The organism is Micromonospora sp. NBC_01412, assembly GCF_045040215.1.
Taxonomy (GTDB): domain Bacteria; phylum Actinomycetota; class Actinomycetes; order Mycobacteriales; family Micromonosporaceae; genus Micromonospora; species Micromonospora rubida.
Genome location: NZ_CP109528.1, coordinates 3,337,271 through 3,349,784 on the forward strand (window position 1 = coordinate 3,337,271; position 12,514 = coordinate 3,349,784).

15 protein-coding genes are annotated in these 12,514 nt (G+C 73.6%); 8 read left to right on the forward strand and 7 right to left on the reverse strand.

Annotated features, from left to right (window positions below; translation table 11 throughout):
* Positions 1-47 precede the first annotated feature (47 nt).
* A complete protein-coding gene (locus OG617_RS15370) occupies positions 48-1,373 on the forward strand; it encodes a benzoate/H(+) symporter BenE family transporter (protein ID WP_405102385.1) in 1,326 nt (441 codons plus the stop codon).
* Positions 1,374-1,403: 30 nt separating this feature from the next.
* Here OG617_RS15370 and OG617_RS15375 read toward each other — a convergent pair whose 3' ends face one another.
* From OG617_RS15375 to OG617_RS15395, 5 genes are all read right to left on the reverse strand, one after another.
* Positions 1,404-1,676, reverse strand: a complete 273-nt coding sequence (locus OG617_RS15375; protein WP_405102387.1) for a hypothetical protein — start codon at positions 1,674-1,676, stop codon at positions 1,404-1,406.
* Positions 1,677-1,707: 31 nt separating this feature from the next.
* Positions 1,708-2,082 (reverse strand): hypothetical protein, encoded by a 375-nt coding sequence (locus tag OG617_RS15380; RefSeq protein WP_405102389.1) that lies wholly within the window; start codon positions 2,080-2,082, stop codon positions 1,708-1,710.
* 199 nt (positions 2,083-2,281) lie between these two features.
* Entirely contained in the window at positions 2,282-2,542 is a 261-nt protein-coding gene (locus tag OG617_RS15385) for a hypothetical protein (RefSeq protein ID WP_396676428.1), read from the reverse strand.
* Positions 2,543-2,678: 136 nt separating this feature from the next.
* Positions 2,679-3,152, reverse strand: a complete 474-nt coding sequence (gene mscL / locus OG617_RS15390; protein WP_405102391.1) for a large conductance mechanosensitive channel protein MscL — start codon at positions 3,150-3,152, stop codon at positions 2,679-2,681.
* A 39-nt stretch (positions 3,153-3,191) separates the two neighbouring features.
* The gene (locus OG617_RS15395; RefSeq protein WP_405102393.1) at positions 3,192-3,875 is read right to left on the reverse strand and encodes a FadR/GntR family transcriptional regulator; all 684 of its coding nucleotides are present in this window, start codon (positions 3,873-3,875) and stop codon (positions 3,192-3,194) included.
* A 50-nt stretch (positions 3,876-3,925) separates the two neighbouring features.
* Between OG617_RS15395 and OG617_RS15400 the strand changes: the two genes are divergently transcribed.
* On the forward strand, positions 3,926-5,236 hold the full coding sequence (locus tag OG617_RS15400; protein WP_405102395.1) for an MFS transporter: 1,311 nt from the start codon (positions 3,926-3,928) through the stop codon (positions 5,234-5,236).
* A 9-nt stretch (positions 5,237-5,245) separates the two neighbouring features.
* Here OG617_RS15400 and OG617_RS15405 read toward each other — a convergent pair whose 3' ends face one another.
* Complete coding sequence (locus OG617_RS15405) at positions 5,246-5,602, reverse strand: STAS domain-containing protein (RefSeq protein ID WP_405102397.1); 357 nt, start codon at positions 5,600-5,602, stop codon at positions 5,246-5,248.
* A gap of 160 nt (positions 5,603-5,762) precedes the next feature.
* Here OG617_RS15405 and OG617_RS15410 point away from each other — a divergent pair, with 160 nt between their 5' ends.
* Genes OG617_RS15410 through OG617_RS15435 form a run of 6 tightly spaced genes read left to right on the forward strand, consistent with a single transcriptional unit; the run spans position 5,763 to position 11,370 of the window.
* Positions 5,763-6,623 carry an STAS domain-containing protein gene (locus OG617_RS15410; RefSeq protein ID WP_405102399.1) on the forward strand — a complete coding sequence of 287 codons (861 nt, stop codon included), beginning with the start codon at positions 5,763-5,765 and terminating at the stop codon, positions 6,621-6,623.
* Positions 6,623-7,039: an STAS domain-containing protein gene (locus OG617_RS15415; protein WP_405102401.1), complete on the forward strand. Its 417-nt coding sequence runs from the start codon at positions 6,623-6,625 to the stop codon at positions 7,037-7,039. Before OG617_RS15410 ends, OG617_RS15415 begins: the two co-directional genes overlap by 1 nt.
* Positions 7,036-7,455, forward strand: a complete 420-nt coding sequence (locus OG617_RS15420) for an ATP-binding protein (RefSeq protein ID WP_405102403.1) — start codon at positions 7,036-7,038, stop codon at positions 7,453-7,455. Before OG617_RS15415 ends, OG617_RS15420 begins: the two co-directional genes overlap by 4 nt.
* Positions 7,452-8,468 (forward strand): SpoIIE family protein phosphatase, encoded by a 1,017-nt coding sequence (locus OG617_RS15425; RefSeq protein ID WP_405102405.1) that lies wholly within the window; start codon positions 7,452-7,454, stop codon positions 8,466-8,468. Before OG617_RS15420 ends, OG617_RS15425 begins: the two co-directional genes overlap by 4 nt.
* A gap of 32 nt (positions 8,469-8,500) precedes the next feature.
* Positions 8,501-9,826: a sensor histidine kinase gene (locus tag OG617_RS15430; protein ID WP_405103732.1), complete on the forward strand. Its 1,326-nt coding sequence runs from the start codon at positions 8,501-8,503 to the stop codon at positions 9,824-9,826.
* Positions 9,827-9,828: 2 nt separating this feature from the next.
* The gene (locus OG617_RS15435; RefSeq protein WP_405102407.1) at positions 9,829-11,370 is read left to right on the forward strand and encodes a SpoIIE family protein phosphatase; all 1,542 of its coding nucleotides are present in this window, start codon (positions 9,829-9,831) and stop codon (positions 11,368-11,370) included.
* A gap of 309 nt (positions 11,371-11,679) precedes the next feature.
* On the opposite strand, the gene OG617_RS15440 is transcribed toward OG617_RS15435, so the two are convergent.
* Positions 11,680-12,489: a DUF6597 domain-containing transcriptional factor gene (locus OG617_RS15440; protein ID WP_405102409.1), complete on the reverse strand. Its 810-nt coding sequence runs from the start codon at positions 12,487-12,489 to the stop codon at positions 11,680-11,682.
* Positions 12,490-12,514: the final 25 nt, after the last annotated feature.

Here is a 12,514-nt window from a genome sequence, read left to right on the forward strand (position 1 = left end):
CGTGCTACACACTTTCGTTCCGTAAACGGAACACAGGAGGGGGAGACGTGGCCGGCCTGCTGCAACCCGTGCTCGCCGGGCTGGTGACCGCGCTCGTGGGCTTCGCCAGCTCGTTCACCGTGGTGCTCGCCGGGCTGCGCGCCGTCGGCGCCGACGAGAGCCAGGCCGCCTCGGGGCTGCTCGCGGTCAGCGTCGCGTCCGGTGTCTGCGCGGTGTGGCTGGGGCTGCGGCACCGGCTGCCGATGGCGATCGCCTGGTCCACCCCCGGTGCGGCGCTGCTGGCGGCCACCGGTCCGGTCCCCGGCGGCTGGCCGGCGGCGGTCGGCGCGTTCCTCGTGTGCGGGGTGCTGATCGTCGCCGCCGGGCTCTTCCCGGTGCTGGGCCGGGCGGTGGCCGCCATCCCCGGCCCGATCGCCAGCGCGATGCTGGCCGGGGTGCTCCTGCCGCTGTGCACCGCGCCGGTCCGCGCCCTGGTCGAGGTGCCGACGCTGGCCGCGCCGGTGGTCGTCACCTGGCTGCTCCTGCACCGGTTCGCCCGCCGCTGGGCGGTGCCCGCCGCACTGGTGGTGGCCGCGGTCGCCATCGCGCTGACCACGCCGGGCGGGATCGGCGCGCAGGGCCTGAAGCCGGTGTTCACCCTCACCGCGCCCGAGTGGACGGTTCCGGCGGTGGTCGGGCTGGCGCTCCCGCTCTTCCTGGTCACCATGGCCGCCCAGAACGTCCCCGGGATGGCGGTGCTGCGCGGCTACGGCTACCGGCCGCCGCTCGGCGCTGCGCTGCGCGTCACCGGCCTGGCCAGTGCCCTCGGCGCCCCGGTCGGCGGGCACGCGGTCAACCTGGCCGCGATCACCGCCGCGCTGGCCGCCGGCCCGGACGCCCATCCGGACCCGAATCGCCGCTGGGTCGCCTCGGTCACCGCCGGGGTGGGGATGGCCCTGCTCGGCCTCGGTGCGGGCGTCGCCACCGCCCTGGTGCTGCTCTCCCCGCCGGTGCTGATCGAGGCGGTGGCCGGGCTCGCGCTGCTCGCCGCGCTGGCCGGTGCGGTGTCGGCGGCGGTCGCCGACCCCCAGGCGCGGGAGGCCGCCGTGGTGACCTTCGTGGTCACCGCCTCGGGGGTGAGTCTGCTCGGCGTCGGCGGCGCGTTCTGGGGGCTGCTCGCCGGCTGGCTGATGCTGCTCCTCTTCCGTCGCCGCCCGACCCCGGACGCCCCGACCCCGGACGCCCCGACCCCGGACGCCCCGACCCCGGACGCCCCGACCCCGGACGCCCCGACTCTGCCCGTCCCGACCTCGGACGCCCCGGCTCCGCCCGTCCCGACCTCGGACGCCCCGGCTCCGCCCGTCCCGACCTCGGTCGGCCGGGCGGGCGAATAGGCCGACCTCACGTCGGTGAGACGGTGTGGATCAGTCCGCCTCGGCGGACACGCCGACCTCCATGATCCGTAGCCGGACCCCTGACACGTTCTCCTCGACCATGCGGCGCAGCGCGCGGGCGTGGTCGAGGGTGTCGAGGGCGATCAGCACGTGGGCGGCCTCCCGGTCGGTGTCGTCCAGCCCCCACCAGCCACGCACGAACCCGGGACTGTGCCGCACCACGTCCGCCATGTGCGCGAACCGGGCCCGTTGCTCGTCCGCGTCGACCGCCTCGGCCTGCTGCTCCCCGATCAGGATGTACATCGGTCCACCGTAAGGGCCGGCGTGGCGGGAGTCATTCCTCTGCGGGGAGGCTCGCGGCGGGGACGTCGAGGCGTACCCGGCCGTCGGCGACGCCGGCGATCTGGTCAGCCAGCACGTAGACGGCGCCGGTCGGGGCGAGGTCGGTGGAGACCTTCAGGTAGCCGGTACGCAGCAGGCGGGCGGCCAGGTCGGCCGGCACGTCCGGCTCCTCGACCGCCGCTGACTCGATCAACTCGTCCAGGCTGCCGCCGGGGTCCGCGGTGGGCGCCTGCACGGTCACCGCGTTCGGATCGCCCCGCTGGACGAGGTCCACGGTGCCGACCTCCGCCCCGGTCACGTCGACCACCGACATTCCGGTGGTGACGCGGGAGATGGTCGCCTGCTGATCGGTGCCCTGCTGCTTCATCCTGGCGCGGTTCCCGAGCCGCCCGCCGGCTAAACGCCGCCCCGCTCAGCCCAGTGGCGGTCCCGGCCCCCCGCGCGCGCTGTGGCGGTCCGGCCGCGCCCTTCCGGGCCGCCGCCGACAACCTTCACGGGCACCAGGAGCACCGGCACAGCCGCCGATGGAGCGACCCCCTCGGCCCTCTCGCCGGGCCGCCGCCCGCTCAGGGCCGGGCGTCGGGCGTCGGCTGCCACGCGCCCGGCGGGCGGGGGGACAGCTCGCGCCAGCCGTCGGCCCCGGCGAGCAGCGCGCGGATGGTCTCCTCCGCCTCCTCGACGCTCGGGTACTCGTAGAACTGGGAGACGCCCTCGGCGCCGCCGGCCCGCTGCTCGACGTGCCACCGGTCGCCGTTCACCCGGAGGAAGACGTCCCGCCGCGCCAGCCGCCCCCACTTGCCGTTCCACCAGTGCTTCCGCTGCTCCATGACGGGACTCTATCGAACAGGTGTACGAAGCAGGCCGGCCCCCACGGAATCCCGTGGGGGCCGATGTGCTTGCCGGGCGGACCGGCGCGGGGCCGTGGCTCGGCGTCGATCAGGGGCTCAGCGTGGGGCCGAGGGCTCAGCGTGGGGCCGGGGGTTCCGTGCGGCGGCCGAGCACGTCGTCCAGGGCGCCCCGCTGCTGGCCCGGGGTGGCGTGGCCGGCGGCGACCAGCGCGTCCCGGATCTCGGTGAGCAGCTTGACCTCCTCGCTGGGGGCCGACGGCGGCGGCTCCTCGCCGCGCTTGCGCCGCTCGGCGAGCCTGTTCATCGGGTAGACGACCAGGAAGTACAGCGCCGCCGCGGTGAGCGCGAAGGTGATCGCCGCGTTGATGAACGCCACCCAGTCGAACTCGATGCCTCGGAACGACGGCGTCGAGCCGCTGAGGCCGTCCTTGTTGCCTGTGATCAGCACGATCAGGACCCGGACCAGCGGTTCGAGGAACGACTTGGTGAGCTGGGTGACCACGCCCGTGAACGCGGCGCCGATGACGACGCCGACCGCGAGGTCGACGACGTTTCCGCGCATGATGAAGTCTTTGAAACCCTTGAGCATCCGTACTCCCGTGGTGTCCGGTTTACCGTCCGGGGCAACCTATTCCCCCGGGGAGGGCTCCAGAAAAGCACCGGCCTCCTGGGATGCCAAGCCGGGGTCGCCGTTGCGGATCGCGTCCACGAGCCGGGTGTGGTCGACGTACCGCTCGGGCTTCAGCGCGTCGCCCATCGCCTGGGTGATCGTGCTGCGCAGCGCCGCGCCGACCGAGGCGTACAGCTCGGCGAGCATGGCGTTGTGCGCGGCGGCGACCACCGCCGTGTGCAGCGCCGCGTCCGCCTCGACGAACTCGCCGACCCGGCCCGCGCGCCAGGCGGCCTCCCGGGCGGCGAGCGCGCGGTCGAGGGCGGCCAGGTCCTCCGGGGTACGCCGCAGCGCGGCGAGCCGGGCGGCCTCCACCTCGAAGGCGCGGCGCACCTCGACCACCTCGGTCATCCGGTCGTCGGTGAGCCGGCGGGCCACCACCGGGGCCAGCTCGTCGGTCGACACCACGTACGTGCCGGAGCCCTGACGGCACTCCAGCACGCCGCCGTGCACCAGGGCGCGGACCGCCTCGCGGACGGTGTTGCGCCCCACCCCGAGCGCGGCGACGAGCTGCGGTTCGGTCGGGATGCGCCCGCCCACCGGCCACTCCCCGCCGAGGATGCGGGACCGGAGCTGCTCGATCGTCTGCCGGACCCGGTGGCCCCGGGGCGGCACGGACACGGAATTCACCGGCGGTGTCACTGGTTACATCACCCGTCCGAGATTCATCCCATGATTGTAGGTTCGAGGCCATGACCCCGCCACCGTCCGCCACCGCGGGCCCCGTCACCGGGCCCGACCGGCTCAGTCCGACCGCCGACGTGACCCCGGGCCCGGCCACCGACGCCGCGTCGGCCCCGGTCCCGACGCAGCGGCCGGTCACGGGCGGGCTGCTGGTGCTGGTCGGCATGCTGCTGGTCGCGCTCAACCTGCGCGCCGCCGTGACCAGCCTCGGTGCCCTGCTCGACGAGATCCGCACCGGCCTCGGGCTCTCCGGGACGATGGCCGGGTTCGTTACCACCCTGCCGACCATCGCGTTCGCCGGGCTCGGCGCGCTGACCCCGTGGTTGGTCCGCCGGTTCGCCCCGGCCCGGGTGCTGGTGGTCGCCATGCTGGCCCTGGCCGTCGGGCAGGTGCTCCGGGTGGTCACCGACTCGGCGCTGGTCTTCGTGGCCACCAGCGCGCTCGCGCTGGCCGGCATCGCGGTGGCGAACATCCTGCTGCCCATGCTGGTCAAGCAGCACTTCTCGCACCGCACCGGGCTGGTCACCGGGGCGTACACGATGGCGTTGACGGTGGGCACGACGGTGGCTGCCGCCTCGGCCGTGCCGATCGCGCACGCGTTCGGCTCCTGGCGGGCCGGGCTCGGCGTCTGGGCCGCGCTGGCCGCGGTGGCCGTACTCCCGTGGGTGCCCCTGGCGCTGCGGGCCCGCGCCGCGCGCCGGGCCGGGACCCCGACGGTGGCCGCCGCCGCGCCGGCCCGGGTCCAGCCGGCGCGGACCCGGCTCGGCTGGGCGATGGCGGTCTACTTCGGGGCGCAGTCGCTGAGCGGGTACGCGATCATGGGCTGGCTGGCCCAGCTCTTCCGGGACGCCGACTTCGCGCCGGAGACGGCCGGGCTGCTGCTGGCCGGGGTGACCGCGCTCGGCGTGCCGGTCGCACTGCTGATGCCGGCGCTGGCCGGCAGGCTGCGGACGCTGCGCCCGCTGGTGCTCGGGCTGACCGCCTTCTCCACGGCGGCCTACCTGGGGCTGGCGCTCGCGCCGCACGACGCCGCGCTGCTCTGGGTCGGCCTGCTCGCCCTCGGCCAGGGCGCGTTCCCGCTGATCCTGACCACCATCGGGCTGCGCGCCCGCACTGCCGAGGGGACGGTGGCGCTGTCCGCCTTCGCGCAGAGCACCGGGTACGTGATCGCCGCGCTCGGCCCGCTGCTGGTCGGCATCCTCTACGAGGCGACCGGCGGGTGGACCGCGCCGATCGGGTTCCTGCTCGCCGCCCTGGCCGTGCAGACGGTCGCGGGCCTGGCGATCGCTCGTCCCCGGTTCATCGAGGACGAGCGCTGAGCGGGTGGGTCAGGAGGAGGCCGGAGTGGGGGCGCCCGCGACGGCCTGCTCGACCGTCGGGTAGGTGTGCAGCACCTCGACCAGCCCGCTGACCTCCAGGATGCGCAGCACCCCACGCTGCGGGGCGGCCAGCCGGACCACGCCGCCGGCCTCGTCGCAGCCGTTCTTGGCGCGCACGAACACGGACAGCCCGGTCGAGTCGCAGAACGAGACGTCAGCCAGGTCGAAGACGAGGCGGCTGCGACCCTTGTCGAGCAGGTCCGTGATCTGGTCCTGGAGCTGCGGTGCCGTCGCCATGTCCAGCTCGCCCGCGACCGACACGACGACGACGTCGCCGCGCTGTTCCGTGTGCACCGTCAAGGACATTCGGACCTCCTGTTATCGGTGAAACCGTATCCCACGTTCGGGGCTCGCCGCTGAACGGAAGCGGCAGGCCGTGTCCGTGATCATTTCTTTGTCTTGTGGCAATTAGTTGCTGGGTACCCGGTGGTAGAGTCCGGCCGGTCCAGGTCAGAGGGAGGATGCCGTGGCATTGAACGCGGAAGAAAGCGGTCGGCTGGCCGGTTTGCTGAGCGAGCATGCCGAGCGGGTCACACAGCGCTGGACGGAGATCGCCACCGCGTCGCTGCGCGGCCGACTCAGTCAGGCCGAGCTGCGCCGCCAGGTGCAGGAGCTGCACCGTAGCATGGTAGAAGCGGCGCGAGACGGCGCATTTGATCTTGAGTCGGAGTCGGCCGGTGAGCTGCGCGCCGTGCTCGCCGAGCTGTCCAGGGGCCGGGCCCGGCAGGGGTTCACCGCCACCGAGACGGCGGTCAGCGTGTACGCCGTCAAGGACGTCCTGCTGGAGCTGATGGAGGCCGACGGGGGCAACGCCAGCCTCCGCGACTACGTGGCCTTCTCCTCGCTGGTCGACCAGATGGGGCTGTTCACCTTCGAGAGCTTCGTCCGTACCCGGGAGGGCCTGATCGCGGACCAGGCCGAGCAACTCCTCGAACTCTCCACCCCGGTCGTCAAGATCTGGGAGGGCGTGGTGGCCGTGCCGCTGGTCGGCACGCTCGACTCGGCCCGGGCCCAGGTGGTGATGGAGCGGCTGCTCCAGACCCTGGTCGACACCGGTTCGCCGTACGCGATCATCGACATCACCGGCGTGCCGGCGGTGGACACCCAGGTCGCCCAGCACATCCTCAAGACGGTGGTGGCCGCCCGGCTGATGGGCGCCGACTGCATCATCTCCGGCATCCGCCCGCAGATCGCCCAGACCATCGTCGCGCTCGGCATCGAGTTCGGCGACATCGCCACCAAGGCCAGCCTGGCCGACGCGCTGCGCCACGTGCTGCGGCTGAGCGGGGCGGCGAACGCCCGCCGGCATCCGCGCCGGGAGTTCTGATGGAGCGAGTCCCGGTCCTCAAGATCGGCGACATCCTGCTCGTGTCGATCCAGATCGACATGTCCGACCAGACGGCGGTCCAGCTCCAGGAGGACCTGGCCGAGCGGATCGTCGCCACCGGCTGCCACGGCGTGATCATCGACATCACGGCGCTGGACATCGTCGACTCGTTCGTCGGCCGGATGCTGTCCACCATCGCCTCGATCTCCAAGGTGCTCGACGCCGAGACGGTGGTGGTCGGGATGCGTCCCGCCGTCGCCATCACCCTGGTCGAGCTGGGCCTGTCGCTGAACGGCATCCGTACCGCCCTGAACGTCGAGCGCGGCATGGAGCTGATCGCGGCGGCCCTGCCCGACGACTACGACTTCGCCGCCGCCGACGACGAGCCGGACGACGACACGACGGCCACGAGATGACCGCCGGCATCGACTTGGGCCACCCGCAGGCGCAGGCGATCCAGAGCGACGAGGACGTGGTGCGGGTCCGCCAACTGGTACGGACTGTGGCGGTGGCGGCCCGGCTCTCCCTGGTCGACCAGACCAAGCTGGTCACCGCGGCCAGCGAGCTGGCGCGCAACACCCTGGTCTACGGCGGGGGCGGCGAGGCCGAGGTGACCACCGTGGACAACGGCCTGCGGCGCGGCGTGCGGGTCGTCTTCGCCGATGACGGCCCCGGAATCGTCGACCTGGGCCTCGCCCTCACCGACGGCTACACCACCGGTGGCGGCCTCGGCCTCGGCCTGAGTGGCGCCCGCCGACTGGTCGACGAGTTCGACATCGTCACCGGGCCGGGTCAGGGGACCCGGATCACGATCACCAAGTGGTCCCGATGACCGCCGAAGCCGTGTCCGACCACGGCCTGTGGTTCCGGGTGGAGAACGGCAGCGCGGCCAGCGCGGTCCGGCGGGCCGCTGAGCGGTTGGGCCGGCAGCTCGAGATCGGTGAGGCCCGCACGGCCGACCTGGCCATCGTCGCCGCCGAGCTGACCAGCAACCTGGTCAAGCACGCCGAGGACGGGGTGCTGCTGCTGCGCCCGGTGCGCCGGGGCGGGCAAGCCGGCGTCGAACTGGTCGCCATCGACTCCGGCCCCGGCATGGCCGACCTGACCGTGTCCTCCCGGGACGGGCACTCCACCGCCGGGACCCTCGGCATCGGTCTCGGCGCCATCATGCGCCAGACCGACTGGTTCGACGGCTACTCCCGGCCCGGCAAGGGCACCGTTCTGGCCGTGCAGGTCTGGCCGCAGGAGCCCCTCCCGGAGCTGTCCTGGGTCAGCGCGCTCACCCGGCCGATCACCGGCGAGTCGGTCAGCGGCGACGGGTACGCCGTCCGGATCGCCGAGGGGCGGCACCAGGTGCTGACCTGCGACGGTCTCGGCCACGGTTCGCTGGCGGCGGCGGCCACCGACGCGGCGCTGGCCGCGTTCCGGGACGCCCCGGCCGGGTCGCCGGCGACGGTGGTGCAGCACCTGCACCGGTCAATGTCACACACCCGGGGCGCGGCGCTGGCCGTCGCTGAGCTGGACGCGGACGCCAAGCTGCTGCGGTTCGCCGGGCTGGGCAACATCTCCGCCTCCGTGGTGGCCGAGGGTGAACGGCGGCGGGGGCTGGTCTCCCTGCCCGGGATCGCCGGCCACCAGCGGCCCGTCGTCCGCGAGTACGACTATCCCTTCCCGGCCGGAGCGTCGCTGGTGATGCACAGCGACGGGGTGGTGGACCGCTGGCAGCTCGACGACTATCCCGGGCTGCTCGGCAGCGGTCCGCTCGTGATGGCCGCGACCCTGCTGCGCGACGCGGGGCTGCGCCGGGACGACGCCTGCGTCCTGGTCGCCCGGGCGGCGTGGTGACCGGGCCGACCGCCGGTTCGCCGCTGCTCCAGATGGCGCTGCGGGTCGAACACGACATCTTCGTGGTCCGGCAGCGCGGCCGGGAGGTGGCCGCGGCGGTCGGCCTGGAGCACCAGGACCAGATCCGGCTCGCCACCGCCCTCAGCGAGGTGGCCCGGGACCTGCTGCGCGTCGTCGGCGGTGCGGACGTCACCTTCGCCGTCGACCTCGACGAGCAGGGCCCACCGCGGGTGCGGGTGGACCTGGCCCCGGTGCGCCCGCTGCCCGACGGCCGGTACGAGCCGCACTCCGGCGCGGTGGCGCGACTGGTGGACATGTTGGGCGTGGTGGACCGGGAGGGCGATACGGTCGTGAGGATGTCCCGACGTGTCCCCGCGAGCTCCCAGGCGCTGACCCCGGAGCGACTCGCCGAGCTACGCACCGAGCTCGGCAGCAGCGCTCCCGGTAGCGCCCTGGACGAGCTCGCCTCGCAGAACGAGCAGCTCATCGCTGCCCTGGACGAGGTGCGCAGCCAGCGTGACGAGCTGGCCGTGCTCAACGAGGAACTCCAGGAGACCAACCAGGGCGTGATGGCCCTGTACAACCAGCTCACAGAGGAGCTGGAGGAGACCAACCGGGGTGTGGTCGCGCTCTACGCCGAGCTGGACGAGAAGTCCGTCCAGCTCCGCTCGGCCAGCGAGTCGAAGAGCCGGTTCCTGGCCAACGTCAGCCACGAGTTGCGTGCCCCGGTGACCGCGGTCATCGGGCTGAGCCGGCTGCTGGCCGACTCCGCGTCCGACCCGCTGACCGAGGAGCAGGCCCAGCAGGTCGGGCTGATCCGGTCCTCGGCCACCGACCTGCTCGCCCTGGTCAACGAGCTGCTCGACCTGGCCAAGGCGGAGTCCGGGCGGTTGGAGCCGAACTGGGCCGAGGTGGACCTGCGGGCGGTCTTCGGCCAGTTGCGCGGCACCCTGCGCGCGCTGTCCACCAGGACGGATGTCGAGCTGGTGGTGGAGGATCCACCCCCGCCGGGGATGGTCCGCTCCGACGAGGTGCTGCTCGCCCAGGTGCTGCGCAACCTGCTGCACAACGGGCTGAAGTTCACCGAGCGGGGCGAGGTCCGGCTGCGGGCGGAGGTCCGCGACGAGCGGTGGCGGCTGTCGGTCGTCGACACCGGCGCCGGCATCGCCCCGGAGCTGCACGAGCGGATCTTCGAGGAGTTCTACCAGGTGCCCGGGAGCACGCGGATCGGCGGCACCGGCCTCGGCCTGCCGTACGCCCGCCGGGTGGTGCGCCTGCTCGGCGGCACCCTGGAGTTGACCAGCGAGCCGGGCCGGGGCAGCACGTTCACCGTCACCCTGCCGATCGGCGGAGGGTGACTGTGGAGGGTGCTCCGGTGACCGTGCTCGTGGTCGACGACAGTCGCACGAAGCGGTACCTGCTGGTGAGCTGGCTCAGCCGGGCCGGCTTCGCGACGCTGGAGGCGGAGACCGGCGCGGAGGCGCTGGCCCGGGTCGGGGTGGACCAGATCGACCTGGTCGTGCTCGACGTCCGGCTGCCCGACCTGACGGGGTTCGACGTCTGCGAACGGATCAAGAAGGCCCATCCGGCGATGCCGGTGATCCACGTGTCGGCGCACGCCGTCGACGTGGCGGACCGGGCCCAGGGCCTGACCCGGGGCGCGGACGCCTACCTGGCCGAGCCGATCGAGCCGGAGGAACTGGTCGCCACCGCCCACGCGGTGCTGCGCTACTACCGGGCCCGGCAGCGCGCCGAGCTGCTCGCCGAGCGGCTCACCGGGCTGGCCGAGACGACCGTGGCGGTGCACGCCGCGCCGAACTTCCCCCGGCTGCTGAAGGCGGCGGCGGCTGGCTCCGCCCGGATCTTCAAGGGCCCGGCGGCGGTGGTGGCGGAGACCTTCGACGGTGACTGCATCGCCGGGGTCTGCGCCGGCCCGGGGGACGAGCCCCGGATCGTGCCGTGGGCCGTGGACGACACCGGGGTGCCGACCGGCTCCACGGTGCGGGTGGACGACCCCGGCAACTGGGGCCTGGTCCGCTGGCCGGCCGGCGACCGGGTGACCGTGGCCGCGGCGAAGCTGCGCGAGGATCGGGCGCCGCTCTACGTGGTGGTGCCGACGGGCACCCAGACCGCCGGGACGCCCGTGCTGGTGCAGGTAGCCCAGGCGGTGGCGGCGGCGGTTGAGGCGCAGCGCTCCTTCGACGAGGAGCACCGCATCGCGGTCACCCTGCAACGCAGCCTGCTGCCCCGCCGGATCCCGGAGATCGCCGGGCTCGACCTCGCCGTCCGGTACGAGCCGGCCAGCGCGCAGACCGAGGTGGGCGGCGACTTCTACGAGCTGGTGATGCTGGACGGCCACCTGCTGATGGCGATCGGCGACGTCGCCGGGCACTCCCTGCACGCCGCGACGGTGATGGCGGAGCTGCGGCACGCCGTGCGCGCGTACGCGGTCGAGGGTCACCAGCCGGGCGCGATCCTGCACCGGGTCAACGAGCTGATGCTGACGCTGCTGCCCAACGAGCTGGCCACCATCTGCCTGCTGCTGCTGGAGCCGAACTCCGGCCAGGTCCGGCTGGCCAGCGCCGGCCACCTGCCGGCGCTGATCAACCTGAACGGCACGGTGGAGTACGTCCAGCACTCGGCCCCGCTGCTCGGCGTCCGCGCAAAGCGCCCCGATGATCTGGAGTTCGTGCTGCCGGCCGGGGCGACGCTGGTGCTCTACACCGACGGGCTGATCGAGCGGCGGGACACCACGATCGACGAGGGGCTGGCCGCTCTGGCCAGCAGCGCCGAGGTGGTGGACGCCGACCTGGACGCGTTCTGCCAGCGGCTGCTGGTCGAGCTGGCGCCCATCGAGATCAACGACGACGTCGCCGTGGTCGCCCTCCGCCGCCGCCCGTAGGCGAGCACCCCGTCGACGTCTCCGCCCCGGCAACGGCCCCGCGTTTAGGGCGTGTGAGCGGAGATCTACCAGTTCCGGAGCGTTCCGGGGCCGGGCGGCCTCCCGGGAACCGTCGTTGATCGGCCAGGCGTGCAAGATCGTGCTCGATCCCGGAAGGTGTGGCCTCGTTGCGGGTGGGAGGCCACACCTTCCCTGATCGAGCACGACCTTGTTCCCCGGTCCAGCGTGATCGTGTGCGCTCGTACGGACCCAGACCACACCGCTCCGGCCCGGTGCTGGCCTATTCCCCGGCCGCCTGGCGGGCCTTCCTCACCGGACTGACGCCGGCCGGCTGAGCGACCGGGCGTACGCGGTCGGGGAGATCCCGATAGCGGCGGTGAACTCGCGGACCAGGTGGGCCTGGTCGGCGTAGCCGAGGTCGGCGGCGAGGGCCGCCCAGTCCACCGGCCCACCGGCGGCCTGCTCGATCGCCTCCTGGACGCGGTACCGCCGGATCACCCACTTCGGGCCGACGCCCACCTGGTCGAGGAAGAGCCGTTGCAGCCTCCGGGTGGTGGTTCCGTGCCGCCGGGCCAGGTCGTCGACCCGCAGGACACCCCGGTCGACGCGGATCTCCTCGGCCAGCGCCATCGCCTCCGCCGTCGACGGGTCGGGGCGCGGGTCCCAGGCGAGCAGGAGGTCGTCCAGGGCGGTGCAACGTTCGTCGTCCGTACCGGCGCAGGGTCGCCGGCCCGCGACGACGCCGGCGGCGAGCGGGCGGCGCCCGCCGGTCAGCTCGGCGACCGGCCGCCGCCAGAACGGCCGGAACCCGCCCGGCCGGAACTGCACCCCGCTGACCCCGCCGGTGCCGGTCAGGGTGATCCGGAACAGCTCCCGCCCGACGCCGGCCACCTCGGCGGTCTCCCGGCCGTCGCCGCCGCGCTGGAACACCACGTTGACCGCCGGGTGCGGGAGCACCTGCTGCTCGAACGGCTCCGCCAGCTCCCAGTCGATCAGCCAGTAGAGCTCGACGTACGGGCGCAGTGCGGCGGCGGGCAGCCGGCGGCGGAAGCGGACGTCGCGCAGCAGCCGGCGCGGGTCGAGGATGCCCCGGCTGTCTCCGCGTGGCTGCTGTCGCATTTCTTCAAGACCACCCTCATACGCT

Excerpts from the sequence above, each read along its gene's own strand:
- OG617_RS15375 (WP_405102387.1), bottom strand. The coding sequence starts at position 1,676 with ATGTACATCCTGATCGGGGAGCAGCAGGCCGAGGCGGTCGACGCGGAC.
- OG617_RS15380 (WP_405102389.1), bottom strand. The coding sequence starts at position 2,082 with ATGAAGCAGCAGGGCACCGATCAGCAGGCGACCATCTCCCGCGTCACC.
- OG617_RS15385 (WP_396676428.1), bottom strand. The coding sequence starts at position 2,542 with ATGGAGCAGCGGAAGCACTGGTGGAACGGCAAGTGGGGGCGGCTGGCG.
- mscL (WP_405102391.1), bottom strand. The coding sequence starts at position 3,152 with ATGCTCAAGGGTTTCAAAGACTTCATCATGCGCGGAAACGTCGTCGAC.
- OG617_RS15400 (WP_405102395.1), top strand. The coding sequence starts at position 3,926 with ATGACCCCGCCACCGTCCGCCACCGCGGGCCCCGTCACCGGGCCCGAC.
- OG617_RS15405 (WP_405102397.1), bottom strand. The coding sequence starts at position 5,602 with ATGTCCTTGACGGTGCACACGGAACAGCGCGGCGACGTCGTCGTCGTG.
- OG617_RS15415 (WP_405102401.1), top strand. The coding sequence starts at position 6,623 with ATGGAGCGAGTCCCGGTCCTCAAGATCGGCGACATCCTGCTCGTGTCG.
- OG617_RS15420 (WP_405102403.1), top strand. The coding sequence starts at position 7,036 with ATGACCGCCGGCATCGACTTGGGCCACCCGCAGGCGCAGGCGATCCAG.
- OG617_RS15425 (WP_405102405.1), top strand. The coding sequence starts at position 7,452 with ATGACCGCCGAAGCCGTGTCCGACCACGGCCTGTGGTTCCGGGTGGAG.
- OG617_RS15430 (WP_405103732.1), top strand. The coding sequence starts at position 8,501 with ATGGCGCTGCGGGTCGAACACGACATCTTCGTGGTCCGGCAGCGCGGC.
- OG617_RS15440 (WP_405102409.1), bottom strand. The coding sequence starts at position 12,489 with ATGCGACAGCAGCCACGCGGAGACAGCCGGGGCATCCTCGACCCGCGC.